Below are 16,580 nucleotides of genomic sequence, written 5' to 3'. Positions count from 1 at the left end.
GGATATAGTTTGCCATTTGACGCTCGCCTTCGCGCCGCGATCTGGCTGGTTTAACATATCTTGCTGATTATGTTATTTTATTTGCCACTTATAGCGGCAACCAAGAGCAGACCATGAGCAAGGCAAGAATCGGTATCGTCACCGTCAGCGATCGCGCCAGTGCGGGCATCTATGAAGACCTCTCCGGCAAGGCCATCATCGATACCCTGAACGCCTATCTGACCTCGGAATGGGAACCCCTTTATGAGGTGATCCCCGACGAGCAGGAGCAGATCGAGGCAACCCTGATCCGGCTGGCGGACCAGGAGCAGTGCAGCCTCATCGTCACCACAGGTGGCACCGGGCCGGCCAAACGGGACGTCACCCCGGAGGCGACCGAGGCGGTGTGCGATCGCATGATGCCGGGCTTTGGCGAGCTGATGCGGGCCGAGTCCCTCAAGTTCGTGCCGACCGCCATCCTGTCGCGCCAGACCGCCGGTCTGCGCGGCAGCTCGCTCATCGTTAACCTGCCGGGCAAGCCCAAGTCCATCCGCGAATGTCTGGATGCGGTCTTCCCCGCCATCCCCTACTGCATCGATTTGATGGAAGGCCCCTATCTCGAGTGCGACGAGGCCGTCATCAAGCCGTTCCGTCCGAAGAAATAAGGGCTGACTGGACGGGGGATTTGAACCCCCGTCCAGCGTTTATTTGCGGCCGTACACCTTGACCCCGGCCCGACTCCCTTCCGAATTGCCGTATACCTCGATCCGCTTGATGCAGAGCCGGCTGCCGAGGGATTTCCACTCCGACTCCTGATCCTCTCTCAGATCCTTGCCGAAATAGAGGGTCTTGCTGCGATCATTGCCATAAAACACCTTGACCCGCTCCAGGGTTAATTCCCGCCCAGCCTTGACCATGATGGATTTGGTCGGCCGGCAGGCGAGCATGGGAATGATGGCGGGATGATCGCCAACCCCGAGCAGAATGGTTTTGCCCAGCCGAAATTCATCATCGGCCATGGCCGGGGCGGCCAGCGCCCACAACAAGGTGGATAACAGAACGCCCTGAATGACGCGCAGACGCTTGGCGGAAAAAGAAAAAGCAGATAACACAGACATGATGCCTCCCGAAAAAAAACGGGGGGCATATTAATTCATCAAGGCTAAACCCAGCCTGTACCGGCGCCCTGCCAGGCAGGGCACCGACACTCAGGACCAGCGTTTGAAGATGAGGGAGGTGTTGATGCCGCCAAAGGCGAAGTTGTTGGACATCAGGTACTCCACCGCCAGCGTGCGACCGCTGCCCACCACGTGATCGAGCGGGGCACAGGCCGGGTCCGGCTCGGTCAGGTTGATGGTGGGGGCAAACCACCCCTCCTGCATCATCTCCAGCGCCAGCCAGGCCTCGATGGCGCCGCAAGCCCCCAGGGTATGGCCGAAGTAGCTCTTGAGGGACGAGATGGGGGTGCGGTCGCCGAAGATGGCGGCGGTGGCGTGACTCTCGGCGATGTCGCCGCGCTCGGTGGCGGTGCCGTGGGCGCTGATATAGCCGATATCCTCAGGCTGGAGCCCGGCCTGGGCCAGCGCCATCTCCATGCAGAGCTGCATGGTCTCCTGCTGGGGCTGGGTCACGTGGGCGGCATCGCAGTTGGTGGCAAAGCCCACCAGCTCGGCGAGGATGGTGGCACCGCGCGCCTGCGCATGCTCCAGCTCCTCCAGCACCAGGGTGCCGGCCCCCTCGCCTATCACCAGTCCGTCCCGCTGTCGGTCAAACGGACGCGGCGCCAGCTCCGGGTTGTCGTTCATCTGGCTGGTGGCAAACAGGGTATCGAATACCACGGCCTCCGACGGGCAGAGCTCCTCCGCCCCGCCAGCCACCATCAGGGTCTGGTAGCCGTGCTTGATCGCCTCAAAGGCGTAGCCGATCCCCTGGCTGCCGGAGGTACAGGCACTGGAGGTGGGAATGACCCGCCCGCGCAGGCCGAAGAACAGCCCTGTGTTGACCGCCGCCGTGTGCGGCATCATCTGCACATAGGTGGTGGCCGTGATGCTGGCGGTGCTCTTGTCGTTGAGCATGACCCCGAAGGCGCGGATGGGATCCGTGCTGCCGGTGGAGGAGCCGTAGGCGATGCCGGTGCGCCCGTCGGTGAGCACCGGGTTGTCCAGCAATCCCGCCTGCGCCAGCGCCAGCTCGGTGGCGACGGTGGCCAGTGCCGAGACCCGTCCCATGGCGCGGGTCTTCTTGCGCGGATAGTGGGCCGGCAGCGTGAAGTCCGGAATGGGGGCCGCCAGCCGGGTGTTGAGACCGTCGTAGATGGCCCACTCCGGCATGTTCACCACCGCATTGCGCCCCGCCTGCAGGCGGGCCCGCACGCTCGGCCAATCCTGCCCGAAGGCGGTCACCCCGGCCATGCCGGTGACTACGACTCGCTTCATACCATGCCTCCGTTGATGGAGATGACCTGGCGCGTGACATAGCCGGCGATGTCGGACATCAGATAGGAGACCAGACCGGCCACCTCGTCAGCCTGCCCCATCCGCTTGAGCGGAATGATCTTCATCGCCTCCGCTTTCACCTCCTCGTCCACCATGCCGGTGTCGATGAGGCCGGGAGCCACGCAGTTGACGGTGATCTTGCGCTTGGCAAGCTCGAGGGCCAGCGCCTTGGTGGCCCCCATGATGCCTGCCTTGGCGGCGCTGTAGTTGACCTGGCCCCGGTTGCCCATCAGCCCGGACACCGAGGAGATGGTCACGATGCGCCCGCCCCGGCGCAGGCCGATCATCGGCATGATGCAGGGCTTGAGCAGGTTGTAGAAGCCGTCCAGGTTGGTGTGCAGCACCCCGTCCCACTCCTCGTCGGTGAGGGCGGGAAAGGCGCCGTCACGGATGATGCCGGCGTTGCAGACCACGCCGTAATAGGCGCCATGCTCGGCCATGTCGGCCTCCAGCCGCGCGCGGCAACCCTCGCGATCGGCGATGTCGAACTGGAGCAGACGCCCCTCTCCCCCTGCTGCCTGCAGGCTGGCCAGGGTGGCTTCGGCGCCGGCCCGATCGCTGTGGTAGTGCACCACGATGGAAAAACCGTCGGCCGCCAGCTTGAGGGCGATGGCGCGGCCTATCCCCTTGCTGGCGCCCGTGACCAATACGCTAGAGATCATGAAGCTTCCTCAGGCTAACAAATCGGACAATTCGCCGGGGCTCGGCTGATAGGTGGAGAGCCGCGCCTGGGCGCACTCCTCCCCCGCCAGCAGGATCCGGCAATCAAAACTGGCCATGCCGCCGTCTTGCAACAGGCAGCACGCCTCTATGGTGAGCAGGCTGCCGGCCGCGAAGACGGGGCGCAGGCAGCGATACTTGCGACTGCCGAGCAGCATGCCGATGCGCACCGGCTCGCCGCGCAGGCGCCCCTGCATGCCGGCCCAGGCGGCGATGGTCTGGGCCATCAGCTCGATGCCGACCCAGCCGGGCAGGTTGCCCTCCCCATCCAGCAGCAGGGCATGGCGGGCGCCGATACGGGTCTCGCAGCGCGCCTGCTGGGCATCCGCCGCGCAGAGCCGGTCCAGCAGCAGCATGGGGGCCTGGTGGGGCAGCAGGGTCTCGATGGCGGGCAGTGAACCTGGCTCATTCATGGTGAACGCTCCCAAACAGCAGGCTGACATTGTTGCCACCGAAGGCAAAGGAGTTGGAGAGCACCCGGGGCGCTGCCAGTGGCACCTCGCCGCTCACCAGCCGGATGGGGGCCAAGGCCGGATCCGCCGTGGCCACCCGCTGGGGCGGCAGTGGCAGAGCGCGCTCCAGCAGCAGGCAGGCGAGCGCGGCCTCGATGGCTCCCGCCGCCCCCAGGGTGTGACCGGTGAGCGGCTTGGTGGAGCTGCAGGGCACCTCGGCACCAAACAGCCGGTACACCGCCTGGCTCTCCATGGCGTCGTTGAGGCGGGTAGCGGTGCCGTGCAGGTTGACGTACCCCACCTGCGCCGGCGTCAGGCACGCCTGGGCCAGCGCCATGCGCATGGCCGCCTCGGCGCCGACACCCTCTGGATGGGGCGCCGAGATGTGCCAGGCATCGGAGGACTCCCCCGCTCCCAGCAGGGCCAGCGGCGCAGGCGCTCTGCTCAACAGAAACAGCGCCGCCCCCTCGCCGATGTTGATCCCCTGGCGAGTCTCATCGAACGGCTGGCAGCGCGCACAGCTGAGGGACTCCTGGCTGTCAAAGCCGTTGAGGGTGAGCCCGCACAGGCTGTCGGCACCGCCCACCAGCACGGCGTCTGCCAGTCCGGCCGCCAGCAGCCGCTGGCCGCTGATGAAGGCGCGCGCGCTGGAGGAGCAGGCGGTGGAAATCGTCCAGGCCGGCCCGCTCAGGCCGAGGTGGCGGGCCAGAAATTCCGACGGTGAACCCAGCTCCTGCTGACGATAGTCAAACTCAGGGGGCACGGCCTCCCCGCGCCGGGCGGCGGCCACCGCCAGCTCGGCCTCGCCGATCCCGGCGGTACTGGTGCCTAGCACCAAGCCGACACGGTCGCTGCCAAAGGTGGCTAGCGCCTCATCGAGGGCGGGCCGGATCTGGGCCAGCGCCGCCAGCAGCAACTGGTTGTTGCGCGAGGCGTAGGGGGCCAGCGCCGCCGGGATGGTTGGCAACTCCCCTTCCACCCGCCCGACCGGGGTCAGCCGGCCATCCAGCAGCGGCGCCCGGTGACGATCCAGCGGGCTGATGCCCTCTCTCTGCCAGGCCAGCAGCGCCTCGGCGCTGGCATCACGCCCCGTCCCCAGCGCCGAGACGAGGCCATAGGCGGCGATATAACAGCTCATTGGCTCAGAGTCTCCAGTTGCAGGCGGTAGTTGAACACGTGTTGCAGCAGGCCGACCGGCTCGCGCACGCCGTCGGCGTCGCGATAGCGGATCTCGGTGACCAGGGTGCCATCGGGGGCGCGCAGCCGGCGCAGCAGCCCCTCGTCACGCAGCGTCCAGCCCGGCGGCAGTTGCGGTTGCCAGCTGGCCAGCGGCCAGTAGCAGAGCATCACGTCCGCCAGCACCTGGCTCACCGGTGGCATGCCGCTGGTGAGCAGCGGGCTGAGCTGGCGGGTCTCGATGCCCTGCTGGTCATAGCGCACCAGAAACAGCCGTACCCCGCTCGGGGTCAGACCCACCAGGGTCAGCTGGTGGCCGTCCGCCTCCAGCACCGTCATCAGCTGGTGGTTGCTCTCCCCCACGCTGGCGGTCAGCAGCTGCTGGCGATAGAAGGGGGCGGCCAGCACGGGGGCCGGCAGCGTCATGACTGTCCCCTTGTCGAGATAGGCGGTGGGGGTCGGCTGGCTGCTGCAACCGGTCAGCAGCAGGACGACGAACACGAACAAGGCTTTCATGATGAGGTTGACTCCCGGCCATGTGGCCCCGGCAACTGCGGTCGCACCCGGTCCAGTACCAGGGGTGAGAGCAGGAAGGCGGTAAAGATACCGCCGCTCAGCACCAGACCAAAGCCCGCGATGGCGGGGGTGTGACTCAGCGCCAGCAGACCGAAGGCCAGCTGGGTGGTGAGGTTGGCCAGCAGGATGGCGAGCAGGGTGGAACTCTGGCGCGCCACCCCGCTCCCGCTGTGGGCAAAGAAGAGGCCGTAGTCGATGCCGATGCCGAAGATGAGGCTGAGCGCCAGCACCCCGAACAGGGTGAGCGGCTGGCCGCAGGCGGCGAGCAGCGCCAGCCCCATGGCCAGCGCAATCAGGTTGACCAGCAGCACCCGGGCCGCTCGCGCCGCCCCCATCCGCCGCCACAGCAGCAGGGCCACCAGCGCGATGGCCACTGACAGCAGCTCCGCCAGCTTGATGCGGTAGTGGGCGAACAGCTGGCTCCACTGGCTGCGCTGATCCTGCCAGTAGACCCCAGGCTCGGCCGCCGCCAGCGCCGTCAGGGCCCCTTCGTCCGTCACCCCCACCAGCGGCGCCCAGATGGCAACGCGGCCATCCGCCAGGGCGTGCCACAACAGGCGGCTCCCCTCGCTGACCGGGCTGGCCAGCCAGGCGGCCGGGGTCAGCCAGTGCGGCTCGCGCACGGGCGGCTGCAGCGGCAGGCCGGCCGCCTTGAGCCGGCTCACCACCTCGGGCAACAGGGCCCGGATGGCGGCGGCATCCTCCTGCTGGCGTGCCAGCGAGGGCAGCCAGCGGGCAAGCGAGACGAACGCCTGCAGCGCACCGCGCTGTTGCAGCTCGGCCAGCCGGCCATCGAGCCGCTCCAGCCGTTGCAGTGCCTGCTCGCCGTCCACCCCCGTCACCAGCAAGCCCTGCATACCCCCCTGCTGGCCAGTGAGGGCCTGGATCCGCTGCTCCTGCCCCTGCAACGCCACCGGCAGAGGCTGCAGCCGGCGGATGTCGTCATCCACCTGCAACCGGCTGATGCCGAGGGCCGCCAGCAGCAGGCAGCAGAGCGGCAGACCGATGCGCAGCAGCGGGCGTTGCTGCCAGGCCAGCAGCCAGCCCTGCAACCAGCGCTGGCCCCGCAACCAGCGCTGGCCCCGCAGCGGCCTTGTCGGCAGCGGGCCGGCCCAGCGCGGAAACAGACAGAGCACGGTGATGAAGGCGCTGAACAACCCAGCCAGCGCGCACACCGCCAGCTGCTGCAAGCCGGGGAAGGGAGCGAACCAGAGCAGACCATAGCCGATCAGGGTGGTCAGCACCGCGAGCGACAGGCTCGGCAGCAACTTGAGCCGGGTCTGGTGCGGCGTCTCGTCGTCGCCGTGCAGCCGCCGCTCGCACAGAAAGTGGATGGCGTAGTCGATGGCGATGCCGATGAGGCTGCTGCTGATCACCAGGGTGAAGACGTGGATCTCGCCGAACAGGATGAGCACTGTGCCGAGCCCCCACATCAGCCCTACGCCGATGGGCAGCAGGGAGAGCAGCAGCGCCCGGGTGGAGCGAAACACGCCCCAGATGAGCAGGATGACCCCGACCATGGAGCCCAGCCCTATGGTGGAGATGTCCTGCTGGGCCAGCTGGCTGGCGTGCTGGCTGTAAAAGAGGGTGCCGCGGCGCAGCAGTTCGGCGCCAGGATAGGCCTCGGCGAGGCGCTGCTCGGCCCCGGCCAGTTCGCTCAGCAGCGCCTGGTTGCGCTGGATGTCGAAGGCGGAGAGATCCAGCTCGGCGCGTACCATGTACCAGTCGCGCCCCGCCTTGTCCCGGCTCACCAGCCAGCCCTCCTTGAGCTGCATGGGGCCGCGGGCCTCGGCCAGCACCCCGGCCCGGGTCAGCAGCAGAGGGTCGCTCTGCCACTCGGCGCGGGAGACGCCGCCGAAGGGGGAGTAGATCTGGCCGAGCACCCACTGACTCCACCCCTCGGCCCCCCCGGCAAGCCGGGCCCTGCTTGCCGGATCCAGCCGCTGCCAGGCCAGCTCGTGCAGATAGCGCTGCCAGGCGGGGGCTAGCTCGGGCTGATACCCCTTGATGCGGGACAGGGCAGGCAGCTCGCCGAGTTGCTGCGCCCAGAAGGTGGCGGCGGCGCGCCCGTCCTGGCCGGCGGGCAGGCTCAGCAGCCAGACCAGCTGGCGGTCGAGCTGCTGCAGCAGACCCTGCTGCAGGGCCGGGTCCAGATCGCTGCGGGACTCGTGGGGCAGCAGATCCATCAGGCTGGTGTTGATGCGGCTGTGGGGCAGCTGCCAGGTAAGCACAGCCGCCAGCAGCAGGCAGAGCCCGATCCAGAGGGTCCCGAGCCGGCGCCAGGTGGTTTCAGCGTGCAGCAAGGTGGGCTCTCCTCGTCCCGGCGGGGACGGCGCGCTGGCGCAGCGGGATACTAGTGGACAGCAAAGCGGGCCTGCTCCTCAGGGGTTAACGGCAGGGGGCGCTCGCGCCAGTCGCTGAAGCGGATGCGGGTGCTGTCACCCTGCTTGTCGGCGATAAGCAGTTGATCCAGCTGCCCCTGCCCGCTCAGGGTGAGGCTGGCAAACACCTTGTCGAGCGGCGCCAGGGTCGGCACCAGCACCAGTTGCCAGCCATCCTCCGTGCTGTGAAAGTCGATGCTGAAGTAACGGCCCAGGGTCGCCTCGTCCGAGCCGAACAGCGCCAGCAGCATCTGGCTGAACTCCAGCAGCTGGGGGTTGTCGATGACGGTGGCAGGCTGGCCCGCCATCTGCTGCACCATGCGCGTCGGCGTCAGGACAAGGGTCAGCGGGAAGGGCTTCTGCTGCTGCCACCAGAGCCCCAGATCGCGCACCATCAGCAGCTCGCCGGAGGCCCTGAGCGGCTGGCTCAGCCCCGCCACCTGCTTCTCCTGCTCGAAGCGGGCCTGCTTGGCCTGGCTCAGGGCGAGCAGCTGCTGCACCTCGGCCCGGCTCAGGGGCGCCGCCTGCAGCGGCCATGTCAGCAGCAGGATCAAACCGGCCAGCAGCGGCCCCATCAGTCGGCTCACTGGCTCACCCCCAGCTTGTCCAGCAACACCTGGGGCGAGGCCAGACACATCTCGCCGCTCGCCTTGCTCACCGCCACCTGGATGCTGTAACCCTTGCTGGTGCGGGTGCCGCTCGCGGCGTCGCTCAGCAGGTAGTCGATCTTCAGGCGGTTCTGGTACTCGGTCAGGGTGGCGCGAACCCGCACCCGCTGGCCAAAGCGCAGCGGTGCCAGGTACTTCATCCGGGTGTCGATGATGGGCCAGAGGTAGCCGGAGGCCTCCATCTGCGGATAGTTGTAATCGATGAGGTCGAGCAGGGCGCAGCGGGCCAGCTCGATGTAGCGAAAGTAGTGGCCGTGCCAGGCAACCGCCATCATGTCCACGTCGTGGAACGGGATGGTCACCTCGATCTCGGCACTGATCTGCCAGGGTTCATTCTGCATGGGTTGTCTCATCAATAGTGACCTTGTCTCAGTCCCGGTGCGACCCATAAAGGGGATAGTGGCGCTGACGAATGCGGGCGATCAGCGCCCTCAGCTCGGGCTCGAGCCCCAGGTCTTCCAGCAGCGGGGCAAACTCGGCCCGCACCTGCGTGACCATGGCGGCCAGCGCCGTGCCGAGCGGGCGGGTGAAAAGGGTGGGCCGGGCGAGGCGCAGCTCCACTCCCTGCACCGCCGCCAGCAGGCAGGCGGCCGCCACCTGCTCGGTCAGGGTCAGCACCCGCAGCGCATCCCGCGCCGCTATGGTGCCCATGCTCACCTTGTCCTGGTTGTGGCACTCGGTGGAGCGGGAGAAGACGCTGGCGGGCATGGTCTGCTTGAGCGCCTCCGCAGTCCAGGCCGAGACGCCGATCTGCACCGCCTTGAAGCCGTGGTTGATCATCTGCCGCTCCTGCGGCGCGCCGGAGAGGTTGCTCGGCAGGCCGCCGTTGAACTTGGTGTCCACCAGCTGGGCCAGTTGGCGATCCAGCAGGTCGGCCAGGTTGGCGACGGCCGCCTTCATGCTGTCCATGGCCATGGCGATGTGACCGCCGTAGAAGTGGCCGCCGTGCATCACGTGCTCCTCTTCGCCGTCGATCAGCGGGTTGTCGTTGGCGCTGTTGAGCTCGTTCTCGATGAGCTGGCGCCACCAGGGCAGGCTGTCGGCCACCACCCCGATGACGTGGGGGGCGCAGCGCAACGAGTATCTGTCCTGCAGCCGGTCGCTGTGGCGCGGCAGCTCGCCGGCCACCAGATCCTCTCTCAACCAGGCCGCGACCCCCTGCATGCCGGGGTGCGGCTTGGCGGCAAACAACCGCTCGTCGAAGTGGAAGGCGTTGCCCCCCATGGCGACGCTCACCAGGGCGGTGATCCGGGTCGCCAGTTGCATCAGGTAGTCGGTGCGAGCGTAGGCGAGGCAGGCCAGCGCCGTCATCACCGAGGTGCCGTTCATCAGCGCCAGCCCCTCTTTCGGCCGCAGGGTCAGGGGAGAGATCCCCAGCTCGGCGTAGACCTCGGCGGCGGGGCGCAGCCGACCCTGCTGATGGAGCTCACGCTCCCCCACCAGTACGGCGGCAACGTAGGAGAGCGGGGTGAGATCGCCGCTGGCGCCCACCGAACCCTCTTCCGGAATGCGCGGCACCAGATCCTGCTCCAGCAGCCAGCAGAGGCGCTCGAGCAGGGCCGGGCTGACCCCGGAGACCCCCTAGAGCCGAGTGGCGAGCACGGCGCGCGCGGCATCGAGCTCGAGATCCGCTCCCAGCCCGCAGCCGTGAAAGCGGGTCAGGTGCAGTGGCAGCTCGGGCACCAGCTCGGTTGGCACCGGCCGGGTCACCGAGTCGCCGTAGCCTGTGGTCACCCCGTAGATGACCCCCTCTTCGGCCAGCAGCCGGTCGAGGAAGTCGGCGCCCCGCTGGATGCGGGCCATAAAGGCGGGATCCGGGTTCAATGCGGGGGTGGCACGGCGTTCGGCCAGGGCTACCACGTCTTCGATGGTCAGCGGCTTCGCGCCGAAGACAACCCGTCTCATCTCACTCTTGTTCATCGGTCAGCTGCCAGAAATCAAAAAAGTTGAACCAGTCCAGCGGGGCGTGCAGGCAGTGGTGCTGCAGGCGGTCGGCATAGGCCTGTACCCGGGACGCGAGAATCTGTTGGCGCCCCTGCCGCGGCAGGGGCTGGCCATAGGCAAAGGGCTCGAAATGCACCCGAAAGCGCCCCTGCTCCTTGAGGCCGAACATCAGGTAGACGGGGCAACCCAGCACGCTGCTGAGCACGAAGGGGCCGAGGGGAAACGGCGCAGGCGCGCCGAGGAAATCGGCCCAGATCACCCGCTTCTCCCGGGTCACCGAGGTGCGATCGCCGACGATCACCACCCACTCTCCCTGCTCCAGCTTCTCCTTGAGCAGGATGGCGGTATCGGCCCCCAGTTCCTGCACCTGGATGAGGTTGAGGTGCGAATCCGGGTTTATCTGCTTGAGCAGGGCGTTGAAGCGGGCCGCGTGGCGGGTGAACACCAGCGCATTGATGCGCAGCCCCTGCTTGCGACTGCCAAGGGCCCGGCACAGCTCGAGATCGCCCAGATGGGAGCCCAGCAGCAACACTCCCTTGCCGCTGTTGATGGCGGTCTGGTAGTGCTCAGCCCCCACCAGCTCCACCTGCTGCTCGGTGATATCTCCGCGCCAGCCCGCCAGCTTGTCGAGCGCCGCCTCGCCAAAGCGCAGGAAGTGGCGAAAGCTCGATCTCGGCTCGGCGGGCAGCGCAACGCCTTGTGCGTTGGCGAAGGTTTCGAGCCGGGCCAGATAGGCTTGGGATGCCTCCCGCTGGGCGCGGCCGGTCAGCCAGAAGTAGCCGATGACCGGATAGAGCAGCAGGGAGAAGCCGCGCCGCCCCAGCAGGCGGTAGCTGGCCAGCATGATCTGCATGCCGAGCAATGAGCCCCGCTCCGGGGTACGCGACCAGTGGGTGCGCCGCTCGCGCCACAGCCGGGTCAACCGGGCGCCGAGGCGAGCCGGCCAGCGGCAGAGGCGCAGCAGCAGATCCCACAGCAGGCGGCACACCAGCCGGGTGTGCATCCAGGAGATGTCGAGGTTGTCGCGAAAAAGCCGGAAGTGGGAGCGGCCGTCGACGGGATAGATGACCCGGGTCGGCACGAAGCGCATCGGCACCCCGGCCCAGTGCAGGCGCACCATCACCTCGGTGTCAAAATCCATCCGCCGGCCGAGGGCCACCCGCTCCAGCAGGGCGCAGGTGGACGCCAGCGGATAGACGCGAAAGCCGCACATGCTGTCCTTGATGGCGAACGACAGCGTCTCGATCCAGACCCAGACATGGGTGATGTAGCGGCCGTAGAGGCGCCCCTTGGGCACGGAGTCGTCGTAGAGCGGGCGACCGGAGACAAGCGCCGCCGGGTGCTGGCGCGCCTCCGCCAGCAGGGCCGGCAGATCCGTCAGATCGTGCTGACCGTCGGCATCCACCTGCAGGGCGTGGCTGAACCCCAGCTCATGGGCGCGGCGCAGCCCCGTCATTACGGCGCCCCCCTTGCCCTGGTTGTGGGGATGGCGCAGCAGGCTGACCCAGGGGTGACGCGCAGCCAGCGCATCGAGCGCGGCGGCGGCGACGGGCTCGCTGCCATCGTCGACCAGCAGGCAGGGCAGCCCGAATTCGGCCAGCCGCGCCAGTACGGCGGCCAGCGGGGCAGCATGGTTGTAACAGGGAATAAGAAGGCAAGGGTTCATGGGGTCAGCCGCACCCGTCCGCTGCTCGCCGGCTCGTCCCCGAGCTGGTAGCTGAAGAGGAGCTGGCCCTTGTCCGCCTGCCACTGCAGGTGCAGGCTGCACTCGGCCCCGGGGCGCAGCGGGCGCTGGAACTTGAGCTGATCCACCCCGTGAAACGGCAGTGTCAGCTTGAGCCGGCTGGCGGCGTAGTGCATAACCCAGTGGATCTGGGTCACCCCGGGCAGCAGGGGCGCACCGGGAAAGTGCCCAGCAAACCAGGGCAGTGCGGGCTCGAGTCGCAGCCGCAGGCGCACGCCATCGGCCAGCACCTCGCAACCCAGCTCGGTTGGCAGCGTGTCAGCGGACAGGCTCATCGAACAGCTCCTTGAGTTGTGGCCAGGGGCGCTTGCCCTGGGCGTTGACGGGCATCTGCACGACCCGGCGCACGCTGCGCGGCAGGGCAACCGGCTCGAGCCAGGGGCGCAGCTGCTGGCGCAGGGCCAGCAGGAAGCGCCCCTGACCGAGTTCGTCCCAGCGGGCGGCCCCCAATTCGCTTAGCACCAGCACGGCGCCGAGGGTCTGGCGCTGGCCCTGTTGCAGCGGCAGCACGGCGGCCGACTCCACCTCCGCCAGGTCCTGCAGGCGCGCCTCCACCTCGTCGAGTGAAATGCGCTTCTCCTCCAGCTTGACGATCCTGTCCTGGCGCCCCAGCAGCTCGAAACCCTCCCCGTGCAGGGCGATGCGATCGGCGCAGGCCAGCCAGTCGTCCTCTGCCAGGAAGGGGGAGCGCAGCAGCAGGCTCTGCTCCGGGCCAACCCGCACCTCGACCCCGGGCAGCGCCGTCCAGGGGGTCTGCTCCTGGTGGCGCTGGCGCCAGCCGATGCCGCCGGTCTCGCTGCTGCCGAAGATCTCCACCGGCAGCTGACCGAAGAGCGCCCGGGCTTGCCGGGCATCCTCCAACTGCAGGGGACCGCCGGAGGAGACGATCAACCGGCAGCCGGTGGCGGGCATGGCTGGATCGAGCCGACTCAGAAACGCAGGGGAGGCGATCAGGCACCAGGGGGCGCCTTGCGCCGCCAGCTGCTCCGGATAGTCGATGGTGCGGCGATCGAACGGTCGACCGAGGGCCAGCGGCAGCAGGATGCGAAACAGCAGGCCGTAGATGTGCTGGTGGCTGACGCTGGCCAGCACCCTGCTATCGGCCAGTCGCTCGCCCCAGAGCGCCATCTGCACCCGCAACTCGGCCTCCAGCTGGGGCCAGGCCTTGGGGATCGCCTTGGGCTCGCCGGTGGAGCCGGAGCTGAACAGGGTGACATCCAGACGCACAGGCGCAAGATCACTGTGTGCAGCGTCCAGCCCCTTGTGGACATCGGCCAGCGGCAGCCTGAGTTGAGGCACGACAAGTGCCGCCCCCGGCAGCTCGGAGTCGGTGAGCAGGCCGTCGAACTGGCTCTGCAGTTCCTGCAGGCCGGCCAGCCGCTGATGACCCGGCAGGATCGCCTGATAGCCGCCGAGGGCGCAGGCGAGCAACGCTTGCGTGAACAGCAGGCTGTCGTCGAAGCAGAGTGCCCAGCGCGCGCCTGGCCGGCCGGCGCCGTCATGACGGGCCATGGCCCTGGCCAGTTGCAGGCTGGCACGGCGCAGCTCGGCCAGGGTCACCTCCCCCTGCGGGCCGAAGGCCACCGGCTGGGCATCATCGCGCTGCCAGAGGGTTTGCAGCAGGCTCATGGGGTCAGCCTCTTGAGCAGACGGCGACGCACCAGATACTCAGCCCCCATCAGGCCGCCCATCAGGAGGTAGCTGATGAAGCCGTTGTAGAGGCTCCAGAGCGCCAGATCCCCGTGCCAGATGGTGAAGGCCGCCAGGGCGCCGTTGATGACGAAGAAGCCGCACCAGACCTGGGTCACCCGCCGGGTGTAGCCGATGGCCGCCGCTGGCAAAGCGGGATCCTGCAAGCGGGCCAGCCGCTCCACCAGGCTCATGGGGCGGGTCAGGCTCCAGCCAAACAGGCAGAGCAGGCAGAGGCTCACCGCCAGCGGATAGTAGAGCAGCCAGTGCCGGGCACTGAACAAAGCGGAGAGCAGGGTCAGCCCCAGCCCGATGCAGGCCAGCAGGCGCCCCAGCCAGAGCCATTCCGGCAAGGGGCCGAGCCGGACCCGCCCCTTGAGCAGGCCGGGCAAGAGTCGCAGCGAGAAGATGAGCAACAGGCCGAGCAACAGCGGGGTCTGACCGGCGTGGGTCAGCCCCCAGTAAACCGCCAGCGGGTAGAGCAGCAGGGCACCACCGGCCAGCCAGGAGAGCCAGCGCATCATGGCAGGGCAGACACCGGCATCAGGCGTCGGCCAGCAGACGCTCGACCGCATCCACCACGTCGTTGACGCTGCGCACCGACTTGAACTCCTCCGGCTTGATCTTCTTGCCGGTCAGCTTCTGCAGGTGCACCACCAGATCGATGGCGTCTATGCTGTCGAGTTCGAGATCCTGATAGAGGCGGGCCTCGGGGGTGACGGCCTCTTCGTCGACTTCGAACAGCTCGACGAGGGCGGCCTTGATCTGGGCAAAGATGTCGTCGCGGGTCATGGCTCAGGCCTCCCCTTTCGACTGGGCCTGCACCAGGGCCACCAGGGCCGCAACGGAGGCAAAGTGGCGACGGGTGTTCTCATCCTCGGCGGAGAGGACGATGCCGTAGCGGCCCTTGATGGCAAGGCCCAGCTCCAGCGCATCGATCGAGTCCAGCCCCAGGCCGTCCCCAAACAACGGGGCCTGGCTGTCGATATCGTCAGGGGTGAGCCCCTCGAGGTTGAGGCTGTCGATGATGAGTTGTTTTATCTCTAGATGCAGGTCTTGCATAACTGTTCCATATGCTGTCATTGGGGCCCGGGTTGCAGGGCCCGGGTGAGAAACCGGGTCAACTGGCGAGCGGCCAGCGCACTGCTCTGGCCAGCGGCGACCACCTCGTCCGCCGCCACTTGCTGCAGGAATTCTATGGTGAAAGTCGGCTTATTTTCCGGGATCTTGAACCATTTGTCCTGCTTGGTGAGAAATCGGGTGCTGCAGTGGATCCGCACCAGCTGCAACGGCACCTGGCTGCGCACCGCCAGCTGGGCCGCACCGCGCTGCAGCTTGATGGGTTCGCCCGGAGTGGTGCGGGTCCCTTCCGGGAAGATCAGCAGCAGGCCGCCGGCCCGGATCCGCGCCATGCACAATGCCAGCAGATCCTCCCCCGCCACGTTGGGCAGGTAGTCGGCCGCCCGTACCACGCCGCCGATGAAGGGGTTGCGCCAGAGTGACTGCTTGACGATGCAGTCGCACACCGGCATCTCGGCCGCCAGCATGACGTAGTCGAGCAGACTGGGGTGATTGGCCACCACCAGGGCGCCACGCAAATCGGCGGGCATGCCGCTGACGTGGTAGTCGAGCCCCCCCCAGCCGCGCAGCATGGCGAGAAACAGCCGGAAACTGTGGCGGATGGTGAGCTGGGCCAGGGTGCGCCGCCGCTCACCGCGCAGGCAGAGCGCCAGCAAGGGGAACCAGAAGAGGGTTAGCAGCAGGCCGCCCACCCCGAACAGGGTGAAGCCAAGCGCCGTGCCGATCAGCCGCCAGCCCCGGTTCAGCAACGCTGCCATCTCCAGGCTTGACGGTCATCGCTGAGGAGCAGGGTCGGCTCGCTCCGCAGCAGGGCGCGCCACAAGACGAGGCTCTGGGGCAGCGAACGGGTGGATTCAACCACGGGGCTAACCCCCTCGCAGCACCACTGCTCACCGGCCTCCAGCACCAGTCCCAGCGCATGGGGCGGCGCCTCTTCCCCCAGCCATGGATGATGAAATTCGGGTACCGGCCCCTCGAAGGCCACCAGCAGCACCTTGCGGGCGCCGGCCTGCAGGGCGCCGACCGCTTCGATGAGGCCAGCCATCAGGCTGTTCTCCCCCGCAGCCAGCGAGCTCATGGGAATGGCGGCCTTGCCCTGGATGGAGCAGAGCCCGGCGGCGGTGTTGTGAACCGACATGGAAAAATCGGTGGGGGAGAGCGGCTGCCCGTCCGCCAGCGCCTGCAGCAGGGTCATGGAGCGGGCCAGCTCGCCGTGGCGGCTGACGAAGATGGCACTGTCTACCTGGTGGCGGGCCAGCAGGCTCAGACCCACCTGCACCGCCAGCCGTGAGCCCTGGCTCAGGCGGCGCGCCATCATCATGGGCAGCAAGGGCGTGGCGGGAAACGGCGGGTCGACGGGCCAAAGCCCCTGCTGCGCCCACACCTGCCAGGCGGCCTCATCGGCCAGACCGGGTGACAGCGCCTGACTATCCAGCAGCGAGAAAGAGAGCATGTTGCAGGCGACCTGTCCTTAAAACCGTGGGTGGAGCGAAGAGCATAAAAGGCACTCACCCGACGGGCAGTACCTGCGCCATGGCATTGAATGACGTCATCAGGTGAATACCGGGCGGATAATACCATTATTCATCGGAAATAATAGCCAACCCCGATTGTCCACCGCCTTGGTGATTGAAAATAAACAATTTGTGTTGTCTCATTGCCGCGCGTAATTGATG

At 67.6% G+C, this 16,580-nt stretch carries 18 protein-coding genes and 1 pseudogene; 1 reads left to right on the top strand and 18 read right to left on the bottom strand.

Annotated elements, in window-relative coordinates; all coding sequences use genetic code 11:
* The first annotated feature begins 113 nt into the window (after positions 1-113).
* Positions 114-644: a molybdopterin adenylyltransferase gene (gene mog, locus CAK78_RS00725; protein ID WP_010633055.1), complete on the top strand. Its 531-nt coding sequence runs from the start codon at positions 114-116 to the stop codon at positions 642-644.
* A 39-nt stretch (positions 645-683) separates the two neighbouring features.
* On the opposite strand, the gene CAK78_RS00720 is transcribed toward mog, so the two are convergent.
* The 18 genes and pseudogenes from CAK78_RS00720 to CAK78_RS00635 all read right to left on the bottom strand — a co-directional run bounded on the left by CAK78_RS00720 (position 684) and on the right by CAK78_RS00635 (position 16,357).
* Complete coding sequence (locus CAK78_RS00720) at positions 684-1,097, bottom strand: DUF2541 family protein (RefSeq protein ID WP_005297953.1); 414 nt, start codon at positions 1,095-1,097, stop codon at positions 684-686.
* Positions 1,098-1,187: 90 nt separating this feature from the next.
* Positions 1,188-2,414, bottom strand: coding sequence for a beta-ketoacyl-ACP synthase (locus CAK78_RS00715; protein WP_005297952.1), 1,227 nt, complete (start codon positions 2,412-2,414; stop codon positions 1,188-1,190).
* Complete coding sequence (locus CAK78_RS00710; protein WP_042052118.1) at positions 2,411-3,136, bottom strand: 3-ketoacyl-ACP reductase FabG2; 726 nt, start codon at positions 3,134-3,136, stop codon at positions 2,411-2,413. Before CAK78_RS00710 ends, CAK78_RS00715 begins: the two co-directional genes overlap by 4 nt.
* Before the next feature lie 9 nt (positions 3,137-3,145).
* Positions 3,146-3,607 (bottom strand): ApeP family dehydratase, encoded by a 462-nt coding sequence (locus CAK78_RS00705; protein ID WP_024943607.1) that lies wholly within the window; start codon positions 3,605-3,607, stop codon positions 3,146-3,148.
* Positions 3,600-4,784, bottom strand: a complete 1,185-nt coding sequence (locus CAK78_RS00700; RefSeq protein WP_094696050.1) for a beta-ketoacyl-[acyl-carrier-protein] synthase family protein — start codon at positions 4,782-4,784, stop codon at positions 3,600-3,602. The genes CAK78_RS00705 and CAK78_RS00700 overlap by 8 nt, the downstream gene beginning before the upstream one ends.
* Positions 4,781-5,338, bottom strand: coding sequence for a DUF3261 domain-containing protein (locus CAK78_RS00695; RefSeq protein WP_094696049.1), 558 nt, complete (start codon positions 5,336-5,338; stop codon positions 4,781-4,783). The genes CAK78_RS00700 and CAK78_RS00695 overlap by 4 nt, the downstream gene beginning before the upstream one ends.
* Positions 5,335-7,701 carry an MMPL family transporter gene (locus CAK78_RS00690; protein WP_094696048.1) on the bottom strand — a complete coding sequence of 789 codons (2,367 nt, stop codon included), beginning with the start codon at positions 7,699-7,701 and terminating at the stop codon, positions 5,335-5,337. Before CAK78_RS00690 ends, CAK78_RS00695 begins: the two co-directional genes overlap by 4 nt.
* Positions 7,702-7,751: 50 nt before the next feature.
* Positions 7,752-8,366, bottom strand: coding sequence for an outer membrane lipoprotein carrier protein LolA (locus CAK78_RS00685; RefSeq protein ID WP_094696047.1), 615 nt, complete (start codon positions 8,364-8,366; stop codon positions 7,752-7,754).
* Entirely contained in the window at positions 8,363-8,788 is a 426-nt protein-coding gene (locus CAK78_RS00680) for an acyl-CoA thioesterase (protein ID WP_011707154.1), read from the bottom strand. The genes CAK78_RS00685 and CAK78_RS00680 overlap by 4 nt, the downstream gene beginning before the upstream one ends.
* Positions 8,789-8,816: 28 nt before the next feature.
* A pseudogene (locus tag CAK78_RS00675) lies at positions 8,817-10,367 on the bottom strand (HAL/PAL/TAL family ammonia-lyase).
* The gene (locus CAK78_RS00670; protein WP_094696046.1) at positions 10,354-12,057 is read right to left on the bottom strand and encodes a glycosyltransferase family 2 protein; all 1,704 of its coding nucleotides are present in this window, start codon (positions 12,055-12,057) and stop codon (positions 10,354-10,356) included. The pseudogene CAK78_RS00675 and the gene CAK78_RS00670 overlap by 14 nt, the downstream one beginning before the upstream one ends.
* The gene (locus tag CAK78_RS00665) at positions 12,054-12,410 is read right to left on the bottom strand and encodes an ApeI family dehydratase (protein ID WP_094696045.1); all 357 of its coding nucleotides are present in this window, start codon (positions 12,408-12,410) and stop codon (positions 12,054-12,056) included. The genes CAK78_RS00670 and CAK78_RS00665 overlap by 4 nt, the downstream gene beginning before the upstream one ends.
* A complete protein-coding gene (locus tag CAK78_RS00660; protein WP_094696044.1) occupies positions 12,394-13,764 on the bottom strand; it encodes an AMP-binding protein in 1,371 nt (456 codons plus the stop codon). Before CAK78_RS00660 ends, CAK78_RS00665 begins: the two co-directional genes overlap by 17 nt.
* Positions 13,761-14,399, bottom strand: a complete 639-nt coding sequence (locus CAK78_RS00655) for a hypothetical protein (RefSeq protein WP_094696043.1) — start codon at positions 14,397-14,399, stop codon at positions 13,761-13,763. Before CAK78_RS00655 ends, CAK78_RS00660 begins: the two co-directional genes overlap by 4 nt.
* A complete protein-coding gene (locus CAK78_RS00650; RefSeq protein WP_005297934.1) occupies positions 14,368-14,616 on the bottom strand; it encodes an acyl carrier protein in 249 nt (82 codons plus the stop codon). The genes CAK78_RS00655 and CAK78_RS00650 overlap by 32 nt, the downstream gene beginning before the upstream one ends.
* Positions 14,617-14,619: 3 nt before the next feature.
* Positions 14,620-14,886, bottom strand: a complete 267-nt coding sequence (locus tag CAK78_RS00645) for a phosphopantetheine-binding protein (RefSeq protein WP_005297932.1) — start codon at positions 14,884-14,886, stop codon at positions 14,620-14,622.
* A gap of 17 nt (positions 14,887-14,903) precedes the next feature.
* Complete coding sequence (locus CAK78_RS00640; RefSeq protein ID WP_094696042.1) at positions 14,904-15,662, bottom strand: lysophospholipid acyltransferase family protein; 759 nt, start codon at positions 15,660-15,662, stop codon at positions 14,904-14,906.
* Positions 15,647-16,357: a beta-ketoacyl synthase chain length factor gene (locus CAK78_RS00635; protein WP_094696041.1), complete on the bottom strand. Its 711-nt coding sequence runs from the start codon at positions 16,355-16,357 to the stop codon at positions 15,647-15,649. Before CAK78_RS00635 ends, CAK78_RS00640 begins: the two co-directional genes overlap by 16 nt.
* Between the last annotated feature and the right edge of the window lie 223 nt (positions 16,358-16,580).

The organism is Aeromonas sp. A35_P (assembly GCF_002259925.1).
In the GTDB taxonomy this organism is placed as follows: domain Bacteria; phylum Pseudomonadota; class Gammaproteobacteria; order Enterobacterales; family Aeromonadaceae; genus Aeromonas; species Aeromonas dhakensis.
The sequence above is the reverse complement of the archived record's forward strand: the minus strand, read 5'-3'. Positions and strand labels throughout refer to the sequence as shown.